The 21,265-nt window shown below is 70.6% G+C and carries 15 protein-coding genes; 9 read left to right on the forward strand and 6 right to left on the reverse strand.

The window, feature by feature from the left end; genetic code table 11:
* Window positions 1-46 precede the first annotated feature (46 nt).
* From ACFVYX_RS05275 to ACFVYX_RS05285, 3 genes are all read right to left on the reverse strand, one after another.
* Complete coding sequence (locus tag ACFVYX_RS05275) at window positions 47-955, reverse strand: carbohydrate ABC transporter permease (RefSeq protein ID WP_389679948.1); 909 nt, start codon at window positions 953-955, stop codon at window positions 47-49.
* 4 nt (window positions 956-959) lie between these two features.
* The gene (locus ACFVYX_RS05280; RefSeq protein WP_389679949.1) at window positions 960-1,964 is read right to left on the reverse strand and encodes a carbohydrate ABC transporter permease; all 1,005 of its coding nucleotides are present in this window, start codon (window positions 1,962-1,964) and stop codon (window positions 960-962) included.
* Between the two features lie 85 nt (window positions 1,965-2,049).
* Window positions 2,050-3,399, reverse strand: a complete 1,350-nt coding sequence (locus tag ACFVYX_RS05285) for an ABC transporter substrate-binding protein (protein ID WP_389679950.1) — start codon at window positions 3,397-3,399, stop codon at window positions 2,050-2,052.
* Window positions 3,400-3,726: 327 nt separating this feature from the next.
* Here ACFVYX_RS05285 and ACFVYX_RS05290 point away from each other — a divergent pair, with 327 nt between their 5' ends.
* Window positions 3,727-4,791: a LacI family DNA-binding transcriptional regulator gene (locus tag ACFVYX_RS05290; protein ID WP_389679951.1), complete on the forward strand. Its 1,065-nt coding sequence runs from the start codon at window positions 3,727-3,729 to the stop codon at window positions 4,789-4,791.
* A 160-nt stretch (window positions 4,792-4,951) separates the two neighbouring features.
* Here the strand turns inward: ACFVYX_RS05290 and ACFVYX_RS05295 are convergent, their stop codons facing one another.
* The 3 genes from ACFVYX_RS05295 to ACFVYX_RS05305 form a co-directional block, all read right to left on the reverse strand.
* The gene (locus tag ACFVYX_RS05295; RefSeq protein WP_389680058.1) at window positions 4,952-5,632 is read right to left on the reverse strand and encodes a D-Ala-D-Ala carboxypeptidase family metallohydrolase; all 681 of its coding nucleotides are present in this window, start codon (window positions 5,630-5,632) and stop codon (window positions 4,952-4,954) included.
* A 259-nt stretch (window positions 5,633-5,891) separates the two neighbouring features.
* The gene (locus ACFVYX_RS05300) at window positions 5,892-7,637 is read right to left on the reverse strand and encodes a glycoside hydrolase family 6 protein (RefSeq protein ID WP_389679952.1); all 1,746 of its coding nucleotides are present in this window, start codon (window positions 7,635-7,637) and stop codon (window positions 5,892-5,894) included.
* Window positions 7,638-7,654: 17 nt separating this feature from the next.
* On the reverse strand, window positions 7,655-9,202 hold the full coding sequence (locus ACFVYX_RS05305) for a cellulase family glycosylhydrolase (RefSeq protein WP_389679953.1): 1,548 nt from the start codon (window positions 9,200-9,202) through the stop codon (window positions 7,655-7,657).
* 272 nt (window positions 9,203-9,474) lie between these two features.
* Here ACFVYX_RS05305 and ACFVYX_RS05310 point away from each other — a divergent pair, with 272 nt between their 5' ends.
* From ACFVYX_RS05310 to ACFVYX_RS05345, 8 genes are all read left to right on the forward strand, one after another.
* Entirely contained in the window at window positions 9,475-12,387 is a 2,913-nt protein-coding gene (locus ACFVYX_RS05310) for a glycoside hydrolase family 48 protein (protein WP_389679955.1), read from the forward strand.
* Between the two features lie 485 nt (window positions 12,388-12,872).
* Window positions 12,873-14,123, forward strand: a complete 1,251-nt coding sequence (locus tag ACFVYX_RS05315) for an ABC transporter substrate-binding protein (protein ID WP_389679956.1) — start codon at window positions 12,873-12,875, stop codon at window positions 14,121-14,123.
* Window positions 14,123-15,142, forward strand: coding sequence for a carbohydrate ABC transporter permease (locus ACFVYX_RS05320; RefSeq protein ID WP_389679957.1), 1,020 nt, complete (start codon window positions 14,123-14,125; stop codon window positions 15,140-15,142). The genes ACFVYX_RS05315 and ACFVYX_RS05320 overlap by 1 nt, the downstream gene beginning before the upstream one ends.
* Window positions 15,139-16,020: a carbohydrate ABC transporter permease gene (locus tag ACFVYX_RS05325; protein ID WP_389679958.1), complete on the forward strand. Its 882-nt coding sequence runs from the start codon at window positions 15,139-15,141 to the stop codon at window positions 16,018-16,020. Before ACFVYX_RS05320 ends, ACFVYX_RS05325 begins: the two co-directional genes overlap by 4 nt.
* A gap of 16 nt (window positions 16,021-16,036) precedes the next feature.
* A complete protein-coding gene (locus ACFVYX_RS05330) occupies window positions 16,037-16,612 on the forward strand; it encodes a hypothetical protein (RefSeq protein WP_389679959.1) in 576 nt (191 codons plus the stop codon).
* Window positions 16,613-16,786: 174 nt separating this feature from the next.
* The gene (locus ACFVYX_RS05335) at window positions 16,787-19,519 is read left to right on the forward strand and encodes a Tat pathway signal sequence domain protein (protein WP_389679960.1); all 2,733 of its coding nucleotides are present in this window, start codon (window positions 16,787-16,789) and stop codon (window positions 19,517-19,519) included.
* 17 nt (window positions 19,520-19,536) lie between these two features.
* Complete coding sequence (locus tag ACFVYX_RS05340; protein ID WP_389679961.1) at window positions 19,537-20,613, forward strand: rhamnogalacturonan acetylesterase; 1,077 nt, start codon at window positions 19,537-19,539, stop codon at window positions 20,611-20,613.
* Window positions 20,614-20,905: 292 nt separating this feature from the next.
* Window positions 20,906-21,208, forward strand: coding sequence for a hypothetical protein (locus tag ACFVYX_RS05345; RefSeq protein WP_389679962.1), 303 nt, complete (start codon window positions 20,906-20,908; stop codon window positions 21,206-21,208).
* Window positions 21,209-21,265: the final 57 nt, after the last annotated feature.

Here is a 21,265-nt window from a genome sequence, read left to right on the forward strand (position 1 = left end):
CATGCGGACCGGACGGGGCATGCCGTACGGGGGAAGGGGCGGCCGGTCAGCTCTTGACGGCGCCGGCCGTGATGCCGCCCACGATGTGCTTGCCGAGGAAGGCGAAGACGAGCAGCAGCGGCACGGTGGATATCAGGGCGCCGGTCAGCACGATGGCGTGGTCCACCGTGTGGTTGCCCGCGCCCAGCCCGGCGAGCGCCACCTGGAGGGTGGGGTTGCCGTCCGGGGTGAGGGCGATGAACGGCCAGAAGAAGTCGTTCCACGCCTGGACGAAGACCAGCATGCCGAGCACGGCCATCGCCGGCCGGGCGATCGGGAACACCACGTGCCAGATGATCCGGAGGCTGTGCGCCCCGTCCATCCGGGCCGCCTCCACCAGCTCCGTCGGCAGGGCCTCCACCAGGAACTGGCGCATGAAGAACACACCGAAGGCGGCGACGAGCGAAGGCAGGACGACCGACTGGAGCTGGTCGAACCAGCCGAGGTCGGTGATGATCTGGTACAGCGGGATGACGCTGAGCTGGGGCGGGATCGTCATCGTGGCGACGACCAGGGAGAGCAGCATGCCCCGGCCCCGGAAGGGCAGCTTGGCGAAGGCGAAGCCGGCGAGCGTGGAGAACAGGACGGTGGACAGCGCCACCAGGCTCGCCACGATCGTGGTGTTGATCAGCGCCTCGCCCATGTCGACCTGGTTCCAGGCGAAGGTCAGGTTGTCCAGGAGGCGGTTGCCGGGCAGCAGCGGCGCCGGGGCCTCCACCACCCGCTCGCCGGTGTGCGAGGCGGCGACCACGTTCCAGTACAGCGGGAAGAGCGAGACGAACGCGGCCACGGCGAGCAGGACGTAGGTCAGCGGTCCCGCGTGGTGCTGCTTCCCGGCCGACGGGCGGAGGCGGAGCCGCGACGGGGCCGCCGGGGCCTCTGCCGGGGCCGGCGTCGTGTCGAGTGTGCGGGCCATCGGGTCAGCCCCCCAGCTTCTTGCGGTTGTGGCGGGAGACGAGCGCCTGGACGCCGCCGATCAGGAGCAGGAGCAGGAGCATGACCCAGGCGATCGCCGAAGCCTGCCCCAGCGCGCCGGTCACCCACCCCTTCTCGTACATCAGGAGGCTCAGTGTCTGGAACTGGTTGCCGCTGCCGCCGCTGATGCCGACGCTGCCGCCGAAGAGCATCGGTTCGCCGAAGAGCTGGGTGGCGCCGATGGTGGAGACGATGATCGTGAAGAGGATGGTCGGCCGGATCGAGGGGATGGTGACGCTGATGAACTGGCGCCAGCGCGAGGCCCCGTCCAGCGCGGCCGCCTCGTACAGGTCCTGCGGCACGGCCTGCATGGCGGCCAGGTAGATCAGCGCGTTGTAGCCGGTCCAGCGCCAGGTGACGATCACCGAGATGGCGATCTGCGCCGGCCACTTGGACGACTCCCAGTTCACCGGATCGAACCCGAACCAGCCAAGGACGCCGTTGATCATCCCGTAGTCGGTGTTGAACAGCTGGGCGAAGACAAGAGTCGCCGCCGCGATCGAGGTAGCGTACGGGGCGAGGATCGCGACCCGGAAGAAACCTCGGCCGCGGAGCTTGTAGTTGAGCAGGTGTGCCAGGCCCAGGGCCATGAGCAGCTGGGGAACGGTCGAGATGATCCCGATGGTGAACGTGTTGAGGAGCGCGTTCCAGAAGAACTCGCTGGTCGCCAGGTCGGTGTAGTTCTCCAGGCCCTTCCACGTCGGGTCACCGCCGAGCTCGACCCGGTTGAGCGAGAGCCAGCCGGTGTAGATCAGCGGGAACAGGCCGAAGGCGGCGAAGGTGAGGAAGAAGGGGGCGATGAAGACGTACGGGATCGCCTTGAGGTCCCAGCGGTAGAGCGTGCTGCGCCGGCCGCCCCGGGCGGATCGGCGGCCGCGCGGGCCGGGGGAGGAGGGCGGTGCGGCGGGCGGCGGGGAGCCGTCCGGCTTCGCCCGAACGGAGGTGGCCACGGGGGCGTCCTTCCAGGTCGATGCGTGCGGTGGTGCGGACGGTGCCGGTCCGCCGTCCGTGGGCGGCGGACCGGCACGGCCCCCGCTACTGGTCGATCTTGTCGTCGACCAGCTTCTTGACGTTCTCCCAGGCCTTGGCCGGGTCGGTGCCGCGCTGCTCGATGTCGAGGATGCCGTTGTCGGTGAGGAAGGTCTTCACCTGGCCGTCGTAGCGGCTGATCACGGCGGGGGTGATGCCGGCCGCCGCGCTGGAGAAGATCTTGCCGACCGGTGTGTCACCGAAGTACGGCAGCTTCGCCTCCTGGACCGCCGAGGAGGCGAGCGTGTCCTTGGACGAGGGGATGTTGCCGTTGACCGCGAACACCTTGGCGTGCTGCTCGGGGGCGGTCAGCCAGGCGGCGAGCTCCGCGGCCTCCTTGGTGTGCTTCCCGGCCTTCGGTACGGCGAGGAAGGAGCCGCCCCAGTTGCCGGCGACCGGAGGCGCGGCGATGTCCCACTTGCCCTGGTTGGCCGGGCCCGCCTGGTCCTTGATGATGCCGGTCATCCAGCTGGGGCAGGCGACGGTGGCGAACTTCGAGTTCTTGAAGGCCGCGTTCCAGGTGCCCTTCTCGTCGAACTGGCGCAGCTTGGCGGTGAGACCGCCCTGGGCCGCCTTGACGGCCGTGTCCCAGGCCTTCTTCACGCCGGGGCTGTTCTCCCAGTCGAGCTGGCCGCTGGTGTTGGCGTACTGCACCGGGTCGCTGGAGACGACCGCGTTGAACAGGCCGCTCGCCGAGTCGTGGAAGGAGGTGCCCGCGGGCGCGGCCGCCTTGTACTTCTCGCCGGTCTCGATGAACTTGCCCCAGTCGCCGGCCCACAGCTTGGCGACGGCGTCGCGCTCGGTGGGCAGCTTGGCCTTGGCGAAGAGGTCCTTGTTGTAACAGATGGCCATGGGGCCGATGTCGGTGCCGAGCGCGATGAGCCTGCCGTCGGCGGTCGTCGCCTGCTTGACCTTCCAGTCGAGGAAGTTCTCGGCCTTGGCGCCGCCCTCCTTGCCCAGGTCGACCCACTTGCCGGCCATGGCGGTGCCGGTCGCCTCGGCGATGTAGCCGACCTCGACGGCCTGGATGTCGGCGACGCCGCTGTTCTGGGAGAGGCGCAGCTTCAGGGTGTCCCAGTACTTCTGGCCGTCGGAGACGTTCGACTCTTCGATCTTGATGTTGGGGTGGAGCCGCTCGTACTCCGCGTAGAGCTTGGCGCCGGTCTTGTTGTCGTAGCCGAAGGAACCGAAGGTCCCGATCCGCAGCGTGATCTTCTCGCCGGCCTTGGTGCCGGTGCCGCCCTTGCCGTTGTCGTCGTCGCTGCCGCAACCGGTGAGCAGGGTCGTGCCGGTCACGACGACGGCGACCGCCGCGATCGCCGCACGGCGTCCGCGTCTGCTGCTGGAAGTGCGCATTCCACTCTCCTCGTCCAAGGTGGTGCTCGTTGTGCGCCAAGAGGCCCGGCCGGCTGATCGCGGCTCGGCGGCGCCCGCCAGGACCTGATGAAGGCTGTACGCGTCCCGGATGGGAGCGCTCCCACGTCGTTGCCGGAAGGTTGCTGCCTGGCGGGTGCGGGTGTCAAGACATGAACGCGGTTTCGTTATCGGAAGGTTCTCCAGGGGTTTCGCGGCTCGATGCGCGGACGGTCGTGTCATCTCCTGAACGCGCGGTCGTGGCGCGAGAGCGCGGGAGGGGACTATTGTGGGAGCGCTCCCATCGGCCGTTCCGTTTCCTGGCGGGCCATGGTGAGCTGCGCGTTGTCCTACGAGGGGAGTTCGGGAGTTGTGAGCGGACGGCAGAGCGGCAGACCCACCCTGGAGCAGGTGGCCGCCAGGGCAGGAGTCGGCCGGGGCACGGTCTCCCGGGTCATCAACGGCTCCCCCCGGGTGAGCGAGCAGACCAGAACGGCCGTCGCCAGAGCCGTCGCCGAACTCGGCTACGTCCCCAACCAGGCCGCCCGCGCCCTGGCCGGCAGCCGTACGGACGCGATCGCCCTCGTCATCCCCGAGGTCGAGGCCCGGCTCTTCGCCGAGCCGTACTTCCTCGACCTCATCCGCGGGGTGAGCGCCGAACTCGCCGTGGCCGACAAGCAGTTGCTGCTCACTCTGGTCCGCAGCGAACAGGAGCGGCAGCGCTTCGAGCAGTACCTCGCCGCCCAGCGCGTCGACGGGGTGCTGCTCGCCTCGGTCCACGGCGACGACCCGCTGCCCGACCGCGTCAGGGAGCTCGACCTCCCCGTCGTCATGAACGGTCGCCGCGCGGAGGCGGAGCCCGTGCCGTACGTGGACTCCGACAACATCGGCGCCGGACGCGCCGCCGTCGCCCGGTTGGTGGCACGCGGACGGACCAGGATCGCGACCGTCACCGGGCCGCTCGACATGTACGTGGCCCGCGCCCGGCTCGGCGGCTACCGCGCGGGTCTCGCGGAGGCCGGACTCGCGCCCGACGAGGCGCTGGTCTCGACGGGCGACTTCACCGAGGAGGGCGGCCGGCGGGCCATGCGGCTGCTGCTCGACCGCAGCCCGGACCTGGACGCCGTGTTCGCCGCCTCCGACGTGATGGCGGCCGGAGCGCGCGCGGCGCTGCGGGAGGCGGGTCGGCGGGTGCCGGAGGACGTGGCCCTGGTCGGGGTCGACGACTCGCCGGTGGCGCGGCTGATGGACCCGCCGCTGACGAGCGTGCGGCAGCCCATCGAGGAGATGGGTCGCACCATGGCGCGGATGCTGCTCCAGGAGATCGCGGGGACCTCGGACGGGGTCGGCCGCCATGTCCTGCCGACGGAGCTGGTGGTGCGGGAGTCCTGCTGAGCGGGGGCCGCCGGCGCCGGGCCGCACGCGGCCCCCGCGATCGCGCAGCCGGCATCCCGGTGCCGGCCGGGCGCGCTTGGGCGCCGCCGCGGATCGGCGGGTGGAGCCCGCGAGGCGTGAGCGCGGGCGCGCCTCGGCGTGCCCGCGCCCGGTGGGCCGGTCAGATGCCGCAGCTTGAGGCGGACCAGTAGCGGCTGCTCCGGTGGTCGAGGTGGGTGTGGTCGCCGTGGCCCGGGTAGCCGGGGCCGAGGATGCCGTTGAAGCCGTGGCTGCGGGCCTGCTGGGCGAGCCGGCACAGCGAGTGCGGGCCGGCGCCGAGGTCGGCGGCGTCGCCGTACAGGTGGCGGCTCGACGTGGCACCGCCGACCGCGTCGTTGCAGGCGTGGCTGCGGAAGCCGCTGGTGACCCGGATGGGCTCGTCGCCGAGGGCGTGGCGGAGCGCCTCCAGCTTCCACATGGTGCGCAGGGCGTTGGACTTGGCGGTGGCCGCGGTCACCGCGCCTCCCGCCCAGGTGGTGTTGCAGTCGTTCAGTTCGGCGTAGGAGAAGTGGATCGGCGTGCAGTCGTCGTCCTGGAGCCCGTAGATCTTCCCGAAGGTCGCGGATCCGGCGACGCCGTCGGCGCTGAGGCCGTACGCGGTCTGGAAGCGCTTGACGGCGGCGACGGTGGCGGGTCCGTAGGACCCGTCGATCGCGAGCACGCCTCCGTATCCGGGGTAGCCGGCCACGCGGATCTGCAGCTGGGTCACATCGGCGCCGGTGGCGCCCTGGGACAGGGTGCGGGACCAGGTGTAGCAGCCGTCCGCCCGGGCCGTCCCGGCGGTGGCGACCACGCCCGCCATGCCGGTGACCAGCAGGGCGAAGGCGAGCAGGAGTCTGGGGAGGAGTGAACCGAGAGCGCGTCCGTGCATCGTGCGGGCCTCCGTCGATCGTTGATGTGAACCTGCCATGCGCAGCGTGGCCGCTCGGGTCGACGCGCGTCAACAGCGTCGCGACACCGTCATTTGTCCGACCAATGACGTTCACTCCGGGCACGCCGAGATGCCGCACCCGTCCCGCCGGACGGATGCGGCACCATGGGGCCCCGGGGCCCGTGTTCCCCTACAGCGCCGGGTGGGCGTTCTTCATGAGCTCCTGGAACTGGGCAGAGAACCAGGCACCCGCGAGCGGGGAGTCCGGCAGTGCGCCCGACATGCTGTTCCCGTTACGGGCGTTGCCCGTGTACGTCGGGTCGCACATCCGGTCGAAGCCCTTGCCCTCGGTGTTCGGGATCTCCTTGGAGGCGCCGTCGGACTCGCCCGGGGGCTTCATCCAGACGTACGCGTCGATGCCCGCGGCGGGTGCGGCCTGGGGCCGCTCGCCGAGACCGGCACCGGACTGGTTGCACCAGTTGCCGAGGTGGATGCGGCGGTCGTACTTGCCTCCGTTGACGTACGTGTCGACGCTGGTCAGCGCGCCGGGGCCGGTGGGCCGCTGGGTGCCGCCCCAGCCGTTGCGGGAGGTGTCGATCAGCATGCCGAGGTTGCTGTTGAAGCCGATCGAGACCAGCTTGTCGCGCATCGCCTGGGCGTACGACAGCTCGTCGGTGTACTGGTTCCAGTCGATCCACTTCGACGTGCGCACGGAGGTGCCGTTGACGGAGTCCCCGATCTTGAAGTGGTCCTCCTTCAGGGCGCTGTAGTTGGCGGTGTTGACGATGAAGCCGTGCACCTTGTCGACCGTGGAGCCCTCGGCCGTGGCGGCCGTCTTGAACAGCTCGGCGGAGGGGCCGAAGTTGCTGTCCCAGCCCAGCCAGCCGTGGTGACCGGCGTCGACGTAGTTGTAGACGTTGCCGATCGAGCCCAGCTTGTTGAGGGCGTAGCCGACACCGGTGATGTAGTTGCCGTTGGCCTTCATGACGTCGCAGTTGGCGGTGGCCGTCGGCCGGCCGCTGACGTTGGTGACCAGGTTCGGCAGCGAGTCGATCTCGACCGTGGTGACGATCCGCAGGCCCGCGTACTTGGGGTCGGCGAGGATCGCGGCGATCGGGTCGATGTACTCCGTCTTGTAGCGGTTGATCTCCGTCGGGCCGAGCTCGCCGTTGGAGGCGAGCGCCGCGCAGTCGCGGCCCGGCAGGTTGTAGATGACCAGCTGGACGACGAGCTCTCCGGTGCCCTTCTGGATCAGGGCCTGGTCGAGGTGGGCGCGCAGGCCCCGGGCGCCGGGGGTGCCGTTGATGGCGGCGATCCGGTCCATCCAGACACCGGTGGGCTGGTTGGCGATCCTGCTGCCGCCGGGCTCGGCGGCGGCCTTCGCGCTCCAGTCGGGGTTCACGTACACCTTGGCGCCGGCGTACGGGTTGTCGACCTTGGAGCCGGCCGGCGGCGGGGTCGTCGGGGGAGTGGTGGGCGGGGTAGTCGGGGGATCGGTCGGCACGGTGGCGCCGTTGCAGACGACACCGTTCAGCTTGAAGGTCGCGGGGACGGCGTTGGTGCCGCTGTACGTGCCGTTGAAGCCGAAGGAGGTGGAACCGCCGGTGGCCAGGGCGCCGTTGTAGGAGACGTTCTTGGCGGTGACGGCGGCGCCGGACTGGGTGACGGTGGCGTTCCAGCCCTGGGTGACCTGCTGGTTGCCGCCGTAGGACCACTCGAGGGTCCAGGCGGAGACCGGGTCACCGGTGTTGGTGACGGTCACGTTGGCGCCGAAGCCGTTGCTCCACTGGTTGGTGACCTGGTAGTCGACCTTGCAGCCGGGGGCGGCGGCGCCGGCGGTGGCGGTGCCGAAGACGGTGGCGGTGGCGCCGGTGGCCGTGATGAGGCCGAGGGCCGCCAGGAGGGCGGTGCGGCTTGTGCTGCGGGTGCGGCTCATGCGGGTGGGGATTCCTCTCAGGGGGTGAGGGCGCGCAGATGGTCGCGCAGCCCGATGCCGAATGCGGTGGGGGTGCCGTCGTACGAACTGATCAGTGCGGGACCCGAGTTGCAGTTCCAGGTGTTCCAGGTCCAGCCCAGGTACGAGAGGCCGCGGTCGTCGAACCACTTCATGACGCGGTCGATGAACGCGTGTCCGCAGGTGTTCTCACCGATCTCGCCCGCCAGCAGAGGTACCTGGGCGGCTACCGGGGCGAGGGTGTCGTTCCAGCACGTCTCGGTGGAGCAGGTGTTGAAGTTGTAGACGTGCCAGGCGGCGGCGAGATTCGCCGCCGAATCCGTGGGGCGGTGCGCGAGCCACTGGCTCAGGTCGTTGGAGTACGCGATGCCCGGGACGAGGACGAGGTTCTTCGCCCCCGTGCCGCGGACGGCGTCGAGCAGGTCCTGCATGCCGGCGACCTCGTATCCGATGCCGGGGCAGGCTCCTCCGTCGCGCCAGCAGGACCACGCCTGTGCCGCGGTGGAGATCGCCCGGTCCGGATAGGGCTCGTTGAACAGGTCGAAGACGACCCGCTCGTCGTTCTTGAAGGTGTTCGCCACCGAGGTCCAGAAGCCCGGGGTGTACTGGGCGTTCGGCATCGGCTTCTGGCAGGTGGCGTGCACGTCGGAGCAGCCCGAGGAGTTGCCGGTGTACTGGCCGTACGTCCAGTGAAGTTCGAGGACCGGGGTCATGCCGTGGGCGAGGACCTTGGTCACCAGGCCCTTGACAGCGTCGATGTAGTTCGCGCCCCGGTATTCGGGCTTGATGTTGTCCAGGCCGAGCCAGCACTCCTCGTTGAGCGGGATGCGGACCGTGTTGGCCTTCCAGTCGGCGATCGCCTTGACCGAGGCGTCGTCGACGGGACCGTCCCAGATGCCGTGGCCCTGGACGCACATGAACTCGCCGCCGGAGCGGTTGACGCCGAGGAGGCGGCGGACCGCGCCGTTCTGGTCGACGAACTTGTTGCCGACGACGCTCAGTTCGGGCGCGCCGGGGACCGGCGGGGGCAGGGTCGGCGGAGTCGTCGGGGGAGTGGTGGGCGGGGTGGTCGGAGGAGTGGTCGGGGGTGTCGTCGGGCCGGTCGGGGTCGGGGTCGGCGTGGTTCCGTCCGTGGAGCAGGGCGTGCCGTTGAGCGTGAACGCGGTGGGCGCCGTGTTGGTGCCCGACCAGGAGGCGATGAAGCCGGCCGAGATCTTCGCGCCCGTGCCGAGCGCGCCGTTCCAGCTCTCGTTCACGACCGTGACGTTCGTCCCGGACTGGGACCACTTGCCGCCCCAGCCCTGACTGACGACCTGGCCGGCCGGGAAGCCGAAGCCGAGGCTCCAGCCGTTCAGCGCGGCGCCGTTGTTGGTGACGGTGACGGCACCCTGGTAGCCGCCGGCCCACTGGCCGGCGACCGAGTACTCCACCGTGCAGTCGGGTGCGGCCGCGGCTCCTGAGGCCGTACCCATGAGGGCGAACGCGGTGCTCGCCATCGTGAGCGCCACTCCGGAGAGCAGCGCGGACAGACGTGGGGGATGTCGCATGAGCGAGTCCTCGCAGCGAGGGCACACCCCTGACGGCGTGCCGACCGGACGGATTCGCTCCCACTGGTCGGGCAGACCGTAGCGTCAACAGACGCCAAGCAAAAGAGGGGTTGGGTAAATTCCCTCGCCAATTGCCTTCGACTCTTCGCGCATCTTGACGCCGTTGCGTCCCAACTGCACAGTGGGAGCGCTCCCACTGGTTCAGAGCTTGTCTCCACGCACGTTCCGCTCTTCGCTCCCCCGCCTTCCGAGCCGCGAGGAGAACCACCCGCATGCCACGCCTACGAGCACGAACGAGACCACGTCTGCGGCTGACCGCCCTGGCCGCGGCGCTCTCCCTCCCCCTCGGCCTGACGGCCGTCAGCGCCACCACGGCCCAGGCCGCCGCGGTCCAGTGCAGCGTCGACTACAAGGCGAACGACTGGGGTTCGGGCTTCACCGCCGAACTCACGCTCACCAACCGGGCCGCCACGGCCCTGAACGGCTGGACGCTGACGTACTCCTACGCCGGCGACCAGAAGCTCACCAACGGCTGGAGCGGCGTCTGGTCGCAGTCCGGCAAGAACGTCACCGTGACCAACGCGTCCTGGAACGGCACCGTCGCCGCCGGCGCGGCCGTCACCACCGGCGCCCAGTTCACCTACAGCGGGACCAACGCCGCTCCCTCCGCCTTCGCCGTCAACGGCACCCCCTGCGCGGGCGCCCACCAGCCGCCGGTCGCCGTCCTGACCAGCCCCACCGCCGGGGCGACCTACTCCCGGGGCGACGCGGTGCCGGTCGCCGCCACCGCCGCCGCGGCCGACGGCGCCACCGTGAGCAAGGTGGAGTTCTACAGCGACACCACGCTCCTCGGCACCGACACCACCGCGCCCTTCACCCACAGCGCCGCCGGCCTCGCCACCGGCGCCCACTCCCTCTACGCCAAGGCGTACGACAGCCTCGGCGCCTCCGCCGAGTCGGCGCCCGTCGGCATCACCGTCGCCGCGGGCCCCGCGCTCGTCGCCTCCCCGAGCCAGCTCGGCGTGCGCCAGGGAGCCACCGGCACCTTCGACCTGAAGCTCTCCACCGCCCCCAGCGCGAACGTCACGGTGAGCGTCGCCCGTACCTCGGGCAACACCAGCCTCACCGCGACCCCGGCCGCGCTCACCTTCACCCCGGCGAACTGGAACACCGCCCAGAAGGTGACCGTGGCCGCCGCGGCCACCGGCACCGGCTCCGCCGTCTTCACCGCGAGCGCCCCCGGCCACGCCAAGGCCGAGGTCACCGTCGCCCAGCTGGCGGCGGACTCCACGTACGACGCCCGCTTCCTCGACCTCCACGGGAAGATCACCAACCCGGCCAACGGCTACTTCTCGCCCGAGGGCATCCCGTACCACTCCGTCGAGACCCTGATCGTCGAGGCGCCCGACCACGGGCACGAGACGACCTCGGAGGCGTACAGCTACCTCATCTGGCTCCAGGCCATGTACGGCAAGATCACCGGCGACTGGACCAAGTTCAACGGCGCCTGGGACATCATGGAGAAGTTCATGATCCCCACCCACGCCGACACCCCGACCACCGGCTCGTACAACGCCTCGAAGCCGGCGACGTACGCCCCCGAGTGGGACCTGCCCTCGCAGTACCCGGCCCGGCTCGACTCCGGCGTGACCTCCGGCTCCGACCCGATCGCCGCCGAACTCAAGAGCGCCTACGGCACCGACGACATCTACGGCATGCACTGGATCCAGGACGTCGACAACGTCTACGGCTTCGGCAACGAGCCCGGGAAGTGCTCCGCGGGTCCGACGGCGACCGGCCCCTCGTACATCAACACCTTCCAGCGCGGCCCGCAGGAGTCCGTCTGGGAGACCGTCACCCACCCCACCTGCGACAACTTCACGTACGGCGGGAAGAACGGCTACCTGGACCTGTTCACGGGCGACGCCTCCTACGCCAAGCAGTGGAAGTTCACCAACGCCCCCGACGCCGACGCCCGCGCCGTCCAGGCCGCCTACTGGGCCGACCTCTGGGCCAAGCAGCAGGGCAAGGGAACCCAGGTCGCCGGCACCGTCGGCAAGGCCGCCAAGATGGGCGACTACCTGCGGTACGCCATGTTCGACAAGTACTTCAAGAAGGTCGGCAACTGCGTCGGCCCGACCGCCTGCCCGGCCGGCACCGGCAAGGACAGCGCCCACTACCTGATGTCCTGGTACTACGCCTGGGGCGGTGCCACCGACACCTCGGCCGGCTGGTCCTGGCGCATCGGATCCAGCCACGCCCACGGCGGCTACCAGAACCCGCTGGCCGCCTACGCGCTCAGCGAGTACGCCCCGCTCAAGCCCAAGTCGACGACGGGCCAGGCCGACTGGGCGACCAGCCTCGACCGGCAGCTGGAGTTCTACCGCTGGCTCCAGTCCGACGAGGGCGCCATCGCCGGCGGCGCCACCAACAGCTGGCAGGGCCGCTACGCCACCCCGCCGGCCGGCACCCCCACGTTCCACGGCATGTACTACGACGAGAAGCCCGTTTACCACGACCCGGCGTCGAACCAGTGGTTCGGCTTCCAGGCCTGGTCGATGGAGCGGGTCGCCGAGTACTACCAGCAGACCGGTGACACCGCCGCGAAGACCGTCCTCGACAAGTGGGTCTCCTGGGCCCTGTCCGAGACCACGATCAACCCGGACGGCACCTACCGCATCCCCTCCACCCTCCAGTGGTCCGGCAAGCCCGACACCTGGAACGCGGCGAACCCCGGCGCCAACGCCGGCCTGCACGTCACCGTCACCGACTACACGAACGACGTCGGCGTGGCCGCCGCCTACGCCAAGACCCTCACCTACTACGCGGCCAAGTCCGGGCACGCGGAGGCCAAGCGCGTCGCCAAGGCGCTGCTCGACGGCATGTGGGCCCACCACCAGGACCCGCTGGGCGTCGCCGTCGAGGAGACCCGCGCCGACTACAACCGCTTCGACGACCCGGTGTACGTGCCGAGCGGCTGGACCGGCGTCATGCCGAACGGCGACACGGTGAACAGCACCTCCACCTTCGCCTCGATACGCGGCTTCTACCAGGACGACCCGGCCTGGCCGAAGATCGAGGCCTATCTGGCGGGCGGCGCGGCCCCCGTCTTCACCTACCACCGGTTCTGGGCCCAGGCGGACATCGCCCTGGCCATGGGCTCGTACGCGGAGCTGCTCGAATAGCAGCCGCCCCGCAGAGAGAGGCTCCGCGTACGACGAAGGCCGGGTGGACCCCCCAGGGGCCCGCCCGGCCTTCGGGTATGCCGGGGCGGCCCCAGGGGCCGTGCTCCATTGACGATCGCCGACGGCGCTCCTACGTTCTCGTTCGGAGACACGGCCAGTGGTCGAAATCTCGAACACGACGAACGAGAGGGGCTCGCGTGTCACGCCCCGAACCCACCGCGCCCACCGCCCGCTTCGCCCTTGACCCCGACGTCACCGTCGACCGCTCCGGCCGGGTCGTGGTCGCCGTGCGAGCCGTTCCTATTGAATCCTTTCACAGGGGTGGTCGTGGTTCACAGCTCGAAGCGCTTCGAAAGATCCTGTCCGAAGCGTTGACGTGGCTGGCGAGCGACCCTACTTTGTCCCAGCAAGCGCTTTCCTGAAACGTTCCATTAACGCGCGGAGGACGAACTGTGCGTACTCAAGGCACTGTTGACCGTCGGAGCATGCTGAAGGTCGCGGGCGGCTCGCTCGCGGCTCTCGGTCTGACTGCGGCGGGCTGTGGCACCGGCTCGGGCTCCGGAGACGGCACCGTCACCATTCGGTACAGCTGGTGGGGCTCGGAGGACCGGGCCAAGCGGATCAACCAGTCGATCGCGCTCTTCGAGAAGAAGTTCCCGAAGATCAGGATCAAGACCGACTTCCAGCCCTACGCCGACTTCTGGAAGAAGTTCAACACCCAGGCCTCGGGCGGCAACACGCCCGACGTCTTCCAGAACGCCATCGGCTTCCTGCGCAAGTACGACGCGAAGAACGTCCTCCTCGACCTGCGCGAGCAGGCCACGGCGGGGAACCTCCGCCTCGACGGATTCCGGGCCGGCCTGGAGAAGTTCGGCGAGGTCGACGGCAAGCTGCTCGGCATACCCGTCGGCAGCAACTCGATGGCCCTCGTCGTCGACCAGGCCGTCCTCACCAAGGCCGGCGTCGCCCCGAAGCCGGGCTGGACGTGGGACGAGTACCACGCGGCCCTCGCCAAGGTCCACGACACCCAGGGCCGGGCCGGTGACTCGGGCCCGTACGGGATCATGTACCTGTACGACCTCTACCTGCGGCAGCACGGCAAGGCGTTCTTCACCACCTCCGGTCTCGGCTTCACCGAGGCCGACCTGACGGACTGGTGGACCAAGGCCTCCGCGCGGGTGAAGTCCGGCGTCTACGCGGACCCGAAGAAGACCATCCCGGTCAAGCCCAAGTCGGCGGTCACCGCCGAACTCGCCGCCGCCGAGTTCACCTGGGACAACTTCGCCGTCCGCTACACCTCCGAGGGCAAGAGCCAGTACGGCCTCGCCCCCATCCCCACCACGGACGGCCGCAAGACCGGCCAGTACCTCGGCTCCCTCATGCTCAGCGCCTCCAAGCGCACCAAGCACCCGAAGGAGGTCGCCCAGTTCATCGACTTCATGGTCCACGACCCCGAGGTCGGGAAGATCATGGGATTCGACCGGGGCGTCCCGGCCAGCGAGGCCCAGTACCAGGCGTACGTCCCGGCGGACGAGGTCGGCAAGCAGATCGCCGCGTACGAGAAGCAGCTCGTCGAGACCCGCGTCCTGGAGCCCATCACGCCGCACCCGGCCGGCGCCGACGTGTGCGAGGCCGCCTTCATGCGGCTCGCCGAGGAGATGTCCCTGGGCAAGCGGCCGGTCGAGGACGCGGTGAAGCAGTACTTCACCGAGGCGAAGACGGCGCTCTCCTCCTGATGGACGCCGCCGTGACCTCCGCACCGAACCCCGCGCCGGCGACCCGGCCGGACGTGGCGACCGCACCCGCGGACGCCGCGTCCGGCGGGGGCCGTCCGCGCCGGAAGCCCGCCGGCGCCCCACGGCACCGCGGCCGCCGGGAGAACCTCGCCGGCTACCTCTTCATGTCCCCCTGGATCGCGGGCTTCCTGCTGCTCACCGCAGGGCCCATGATCGCCTCGCTCTACTTCGCCTTCACCGACTACAACCTCTTCGACGCCCCGAAGTGGATCGGGCTCGACAACTTCACCGAGATGTTCGGCGACCCCCGCTGGCGCACCTCCGTCGAGGTGACCAGCTGGTACGTGGTCATCGGCACCCCGCTGAAACTGGCCGCCGCGCTCGGCGTCGCCCTGCTGCTCAACCAGAGCCGGCGCGGACAGGGCTTCTACCGGGCCGCCTTCTACGCGCCCTCGCTCATCGGGGCAAGCGTCTCCATCGCCATCGTCTGGCGCGCGATCTTCTCCGACGGCGCCCCCGTCGACCGCGCCCAGCAGCTCGTCGGACTCGACCCCGGCGGCTGGATCGGCGACCCCGACCGCATCATCTACGCCCTGGTCGCGCTGACCGTCTGGCAGTTCGGCGCCCCGATGGTCATCTTCCTGGCCGGACTGAAGCAGGTGCCGCGCGAACTGTACGAGGCGGCGCAGGTCGACGGGGCGAGCCCGTGGCGGAGGTTCTGGAGCATCACGCTGCCCATGATCTCCCCGGTGCTCTTCTTCAACATCCTCCTGGAGACCATCCACTCCTTCCAGATCTTCGGCTCCGCCTACATCATCGGCAGCCAGGGCAACGCCTGCGGGCCGGCCGACGGCACGCTCGTCTACACCTGCTACCTCTACATCCAGGGCTTCGAGAACAGCCGGATGGGTCTCGCCTCGGCGATGGCCTGGATGCTGCTGCTCGCCGTCGGCCTGGTCACGGCGGTGCTTTTCTGGTCCCAGCGGCGCTGGGTGCACTACGAGGAGGGGGGCCGATGAGCCTCGCACGCACCGGCACGCGCGCCGGCATCCGGATCGGAAGGCCGCGCACGGCGGGTTCGGTCGCCTGGCACCTCGGAGCCCTGGCCGTGCTCGCGGTCATCCTCTACCCCGTGGTGTGGGTGATCGGCGGCTCCTTCAAGCCGAACGACGAGATCGTCGGCAGCCTCACCCTCTTTCCCGGCGACCCCATCACCGACAACTACCGGCGGCTCGCCGACGGCATCGCCGACATCCCCATCTCCACGTTCTTCGGCAACTCCCTCTTCCTTGCCATCGGTTCGGTGGTGGGCGTGGTGGCGTCCAGCTCGCTCGCCGCGTACGCCTTCGCCAAGATCGGCTTCGCCGGGCGCGGAGTGCTCTTCACCCTGATGATCGGCACGCTGCTGCTGCCCTACCACGTCCTGCTCATTCCGCAGTACGTGCTGTTCCAGAAGCTCGAACTCATCAACACCTACACGCCGTTGCTGCTCGGCAAGTACCTGGCGACGGACGCCTTCTTCGTCTTCCTGATGCTCCAGTTCATGCGGGGGCTGCCGAAGGAGCTGGACGAGGCCGCCCGGCTCGACGGCTGCGGGCACCTGCGGACCTACTGGTCGATCGTGCTGCCGCTCTGCAGGCCGGCCCTCATCACCAGCGCCATCTTCACCTTCATCAACGCCTGGAACGACTTCATGGGCCCGATGATCTACCTCAACGAACCCGAGAAGTACACGGTCTCCCTCGGTCTGAAGATGTTCGTCGACCAGGACGGCGTCGCCAACTACGGCGGCATGATCGCGATGTCGCTCGTGGCGCTCCTCCCCGTGGTCGCCTTCTTCCTCGCCTTCCAGCGGTACCTCATCGACGGCATGGCCACCTCGGGACTGAAGGGCTGAGGGGGTGGCCGGCGAGATGAGGACACGGTTCCTCGCCCGGTTCGCGGTCTTCGCGGAATGCCTCCTGGTGGGGGTGTGGATCGCCGTCGCCGCACTGCCCCTCGTGACGCTTCCGGCGGCGCTCGCCGCCGGCGCGGCGCACCTGCGGCGCTGGACCGGCGACGAGGAGGCCGGACTGCGCTTCTTCGCCGCCGACCTGCGCGCCGCCGTACGCCGGGGCTGGCTCGTGGGCCTCGCCTACGGGGCCGCGCTCGCCCTGGTGGGCGCCGACCTCGCGCTCGTACGGGCGCTGCCCGTGCCCGGCGGGCGGGCCGCGGGGGCGCTCGCGATCCTCGCGGCGCTCTGGCTGACGGTCACCCTCCTGCGGGCGGCCACGGCCTGGCGCCCGGACCTGCGCTGGCGGGACCTGCTGGGCCCCGCCGCCCGCCGCGCGCTGCGCGACCCGGCGGGCTCCCTCCTCGTCGTCTGCGGCCTGGCGGTGATCGCCGCGTCGGCGTGGTTCTCCGCACCGCTGGCCCTGCCGGCGCTCGGCGTCCTCGTCGCCTCGACCCTGGCGGCCGAGCGCCGCCTGGCGGTACCGGCGGCGGTCTGACCCCCACTGACCACGCGCCGCCTCCGCCACGCCCGACCGGTGGCCGCGTGACCCGCCCCCGCGTGGGAGCTCGCCCCGGCGGAACGACTGCCCACAACAGGGGTGGGCGCCCCCTGCCTCCGTACCTTCCGCTTCCGCAGGCATGCCTCCGGCATGCCCCTGAAAGGAGTTCCCGTGTCCTCCCTACCCCGCCGCTCCCTCCTCAAGGCCGCCGCCGTGGCCGGAGCCGCCGCGCAGTTCAGTTGGGTCCTCGGGCGCGAGCAGGCACAGGCCGCCCCGGCCGCCCCGGCCGCCGGGGAAGGGCGGCCCGCGACCGTCAGCTGGCTGGAGCCCGGCGGGCTCGGCGCCGCCGCGGGATCGACCTTCGGCGCGGCCTGGCCCAAGGGCGCCCACCCGGGCGACCAGGCCTTCGCGCTCACCACCGCCGACGGCGCCGACGTCCCCGTACAGACCTGGACCACCGCCCGCTGGCCCGACGGCTCCCTCAAGTGGACCGCGCACGCCGTCGGACCCGAGGCCGCCGGCGCCGAACGCTTCACCCTCGCGCCCGGCACGCCCGCGACCGCCACGAAGACCGTCTCCGTCACCGAGTCCGGCCGCCGGATCACCGTCGACACCGGCACCGTCCGGGCCGTCGTCTCCAAGGACGGCGAGAAGCTCGTCGAGTCCGTCACCCGCGACGGCGTGAAGATCGCCACCGACGGCCGGCTCGTCCTGCTCCGCCAGAGCGACCTCGACGACGGCGACCACGGCAACGCCAAGTGGGAGCGGTTCGACGGCGAGATCTCCGGCGCCGTCGTCGAACAGAGCGGCCCCGTCCGGGCCGTGGTCCGCATCGACGGCAAGCACCGCAAGGGCAGCCGCAGCTGGCTGCCGTTCTCCGTCCGCCTCTACTTCTACGCGGGCTCCGAGTCCTTCCGTATGGTCCACACCATCACCTACGACGGCGACCAGAACAAGGACTTCATCCGGGGCCTCGGCGTCCGCTTCACCGTCCCCATGAGGGACGCCGCCTACGACCGGCACGTCCGGATCGCCGGAGAGGGCGCCGGATTCCTCACCGAGGCCGTCCAGGGCATCACCGGCCTGCGCCGCGACCCCGGAGCCGCCGTCCGCACCGCCCAGGTCAAGGGCGAGAAGCTGCCCGACCCGGCCACCTGGGACCAGCGCGTCACCACCCGCATGCAGTACGTCCCCACCTGGGGCGACTACACACTCTCCCAGCTCTCCGCCGACGGCTTCGCCCTCCGCAAGCGCACCAAGCCGGGCCACGGCTGGATCCCGGCAGGTGGCGGCCGGCGCGCGAGCGGCTTCGGCTACGTCGGCGGTGTGACCGGCGGACTCTCCTTCGGTCTTCGTGACTTCTGGCAGAAGCACCCCGCCCAGCTCGACATCCGGGGCGCGGCCGGCGACGAGGCCGAGGTCACCCTCTGGCTCTGGTCACCCGAGGCCCAGCCCATGGACCTGCGCTTCTACCACGACGGCATGGGCCAGGAGAGCCACCCCGAACAGCTCGAAGGCCTCAACATCACCTACGAGGACTACGAGCCCGGCTTCGGCACCCCGTACGGCATCGCACGCACCAGCGAGCTGATGTTCTGGGCCAACGCCGCCACCCCCACCGCCGACACCCTCGTCGCCCAGTCCGCCGCCGTCCGCACGCCCCCGCAGCTCGCCGTCAGCCCCGAGGACCTCGTCCGCGCCAAGGTCTTCGGCGGACTGTTCTCGCCCGTCGACCGCTCCACCCCCGCGAAGGCGAGGATCGAGGACCACCTCGACTACCTCTTCACGTACTACAAGGACCAGGCGGAGCAGCGCCGTTGGTACGGCTTCTGGGACTACGGCGACATCATGCACACCTACGACGAGGACCGGCACCAGTGGCGGTACGACGTCGGCGGCTACGCCTGGGACAACTCCGAACTCTCGCCCGACCTGTGGCTCTGGTACGCCTACCTGCGCTCGGGCCGCGCCGACGTCTTCCGCTTCGCCGAGGCCATGACCCGCCACACCGGTGAGGTCGACGTCTACCACCTCGGCAAGTGGGCCGGCCTCGGCACCCGCCACGGCGTCCAGCACTTCGCCGACAGCGCCAAGCAGCAGCGCATCTCCACCGCCGTCTACCGGCGCCCCTACTACTTCCTCACCGCCGACGAACGCGTCGGCGACCTCATGCACGACCTCGTCGACTCCGACGAGACGTTCCTCGTCCTTGACCCCATCCGCAAGATCCGCACCGAGCCCTACACTCCGGACCGCCACGCCCTCTCCATCGGCTTCGGCACCGACTGGAGCGGCCTCGCCGCGGCCTGGCTCACCGAGTGGGAGCGCGGCGGCCCCAAGGCCGCCAAGGCCGAGGCCCGGCTCCGCTCCACCATGGAGACCATCGCGGCCCAGCCCAACGGCTTCGTGCAGGGCACCGGTCTCTACGACCTCGACACCGGACGCTTCGCCGTCGCGACCGAACCCGTCGTCGGCGTCTCGCACCTCTCCGCGATGTTCGGCCTGGTCGAGATGTGCGCCGAGCTCATCGACCTCGTGGACCTTCCGGAGTTCAAGGAGGCCTGGCTCGACTACTGCCGCTACTTCAACGCCTCGAAGACCGAACAGGCCGCCCGCTACGGCAAGAACTTCGGCACCCTCCTGCTCTTCCAGGGCCACTCCCGCCAGGACGCGTACGCGGCGGCCCAGCTGAACGACACCACGCTCGCCCAGCGCGCCTGGGCCAAGTTCGACAGGAGCGACGGCTACACCGCGGCCATGGTCTGGGACAAGACCCCCGTCCAGGGCTCCGACGCCCTGGAACCCGGCTACGAGCACCTCTGGATCAGCACCAACACCACGGCCCTGTACGGCCTGGCCGCCATCCAGAACCTCGCCCTCGTCGGCGACCACCTCCCCAAGTGACCACAGGAAGGCCCACGATGAGAAGGACCGCACTCCTCACCGCCGCGGCGACCCTGCTCGGCGCGCTCGCCGTCGCGCCCGCCGCCCACGCCGACGGCTCCCACGGCCCCTACGGCCAGAGCCTCGACCACTGCACCGCCACGGCCACCGGGGCTCTCGCCTGCCACTTCGACGTGGCGCCGGGCACGTACGACGTCACCCTGACCCTCGGCGGCGACACCGCCGGCGCCACCGCCGTCACCGGCGAGACCCGGCGCGCCCTGCTCGCCGAGACCGCGACCGGGGCGGGCGAGCGGCTCCGGCGCTCGTTCACCGTCGACGTCCGCGACCCGGAGGGCGAGCCCACCGGAGCGGCGGGAAGCCCGGGTCTCGACCTGGTCATCGGCGGCTCCGCCCCGCGCGTGACCTCGCTCCGGATCACCCCGGCCCACCGGGCCCACCGGCTCTTCCTCGTCGGCGACTCCACGGTGTGCGACCAGCCGGGAGACCCGTACACCGGCTGGGGGCAGATGCTGCCCGCGCATCTGAAGCGGGGGATCGCCGTCGCCAACCACGCCGACTCCGGCGAGAGCACCGTCACCTTCCTGGCGAACCCGGCCCTGTTCGACCGGGTCGAGGCCGCGATCCGGCCCGGCGACCCCGTCCTGATCCAGCTCGCCCACAACGACAAGCAGACGGACGCGGCCACCTACCGCGCCAACCTGACGACCCTGGTCGAGCGGGTACGGGCCCGGGGCGGCGAGCCGGTCCTCGTCACCCCGATCGTCCGCCGCTGGTTCAACGCCGACGGCACCCTGAACAACGGCACCGCCCTGCTCGTCAACGGCCTCGGCGTCGACCACCCCGCCGAGATCCGCGCCCTCGCGGACTCCCTCGGCACGCCGCTGATCGACCTCACCGCCCTCACCAGGGCACGGGTCGAGGAGCTGGGGCCCGAGGCGTCCAAGGCGCTCTACCTGACGGCCGAGAAACGGGACAACACCCACACCTCGGTCCGCGGGGCCACGGAGTACGCGGCCCTCGTCGCCGGCGAGCTGCGGACCCGGGGCATCCTTCCGGCCCCGCTCCTCCGCCAGGGGCCGTCCGGTAATTGACGTCGGATCAGTCCGGGTCGTTCGGTGCGGCGAGCGAGCGAGCGAGCGAGCGTGCGTGCGTGCCGGGCGGACCGGACCCGACGGGAATCGTCAGACAGGACCTGGCACCCGATCCGGTGTCCGACGCGAATCGTCGGACACCTCCGGGTCTCCCGGGCCGCGGCGCCGACCCCGTGCGCCGCGGCCCCCGTCATCCCCTGGCCACCGGACCGGAGCGCCTCTACGATGCCGAAGATCATCGCCCGCCGTGGCCGGACCACGGCGGCGGCACCACACTCCGGGGGGAGCGTCCATGGACGCCTACAACGTGCCCGTCGGGCCCGCGGCCGCGCGCGGGCCCCGCTACAGATTCCGCGACCCGAACGGGCCGGCTCTCATCGCCCAGTCGCTGATCGCGACCTCCGCGCTCACCGACGTCTACGTCATCGCGACCGGCGGCAAGGACTCGCCCTGGCTCTCCGAGGACATGGTCCCGTTCCCCGCCGTGCTCCAGGTGGCGTGCTGGATCTCGTTCCTGGTCTGGTTCCATCGCGTCCGCTGCAACGCCGAGGTCCTCGCCCCCGGCAGCCACAAGTACAGCCCCAACATGACCTGAGACACGGTCTGGGCCACGGCCCGACGCGCGGGCCCGTGCCCCGCCTCCCGTTCCGCG

Source organism: Streptomyces sp. NPDC058326, from assembly GCF_042879855.1.
Classification (GTDB): domain Bacteria; phylum Actinomycetota; class Actinomycetes; order Streptomycetales; family Streptomycetaceae; genus Streptomyces.

Bases quoted from the DNA above. Each gene is read 5' to 3' on its own strand.
- ACFVYX_RS05320 (WP_389679957.1), top strand. From the start codon at position 14,123: ATGGACGCCGCCGTGACCTCCGCACCGAACCCCGCGCCGGCGACCCGG.
- ACFVYX_RS05315 (WP_389679956.1), top strand. From the start codon at position 12,873: ATGCTGAAGGTCGCGGGCGGCTCGCTCGCGGCTCTCGGTCTGACTGCG.
- ACFVYX_RS05275 (WP_389679948.1), bottom strand. From the start codon at position 955: ATGGCCCGCACACTCGACACGACGCCGGCCCCGGCAGAGGCCCCGGCG.
- ACFVYX_RS05290 (WP_389679951.1), top strand. From the start codon at position 3,727: ATGGTGAGCTGCGCGTTGTCCTACGAGGGGAGTTCGGGAGTTGTGAGC.
- ACFVYX_RS05285 (WP_389679950.1), bottom strand. From the start codon at position 3,399: ATGCGCACTTCCAGCAGCAGACGCGGACGCCGTGCGGCGATCGCGGCG.
- ACFVYX_RS05345 (WP_389679962.1), top strand. From the start codon at position 20,906: ATGGACGCCTACAACGTGCCCGTCGGGCCCGCGGCCGCGCGCGGGCCC.
- ACFVYX_RS05305 (WP_389679953.1), bottom strand. From the start codon at position 9,202: ATGCGACATCCCCCACGTCTGTCCGCGCTGCTCTCCGGAGTGGCGCTC.
- ACFVYX_RS05330 (WP_389679959.1), top strand. From the start codon at position 16,037: ATGAGGACACGGTTCCTCGCCCGGTTCGCGGTCTTCGCGGAATGCCTC.
- ACFVYX_RS05325 (WP_389679958.1), top strand. From the start codon at position 15,139: ATGAGCCTCGCACGCACCGGCACGCGCGCCGGCATCCGGATCGGAAGG.
- ACFVYX_RS05310 (WP_389679955.1), top strand. From the start codon at position 9,475: ATGCCACGCCTACGAGCACGAACGAGACCACGTCTGCGGCTGACCGCC.
- ACFVYX_RS05295 (WP_389680058.1), bottom strand. From the start codon at position 5,632: ATGGCGGGCGTGGTCGCCACCGCCGGGACGGCCCGGGCGGACGGCTGC.
- ACFVYX_RS05340 (WP_389679961.1), top strand. From the start codon at position 19,537: ATGAGAAGGACCGCACTCCTCACCGCCGCGGCGACCCTGCTCGGCGCG.
- ACFVYX_RS05300 (WP_389679952.1), bottom strand. From the start codon at position 7,637: ATGAGCCGCACCCGCAGCACAAGCCGCACCGCCCTCCTGGCGGCCCTC.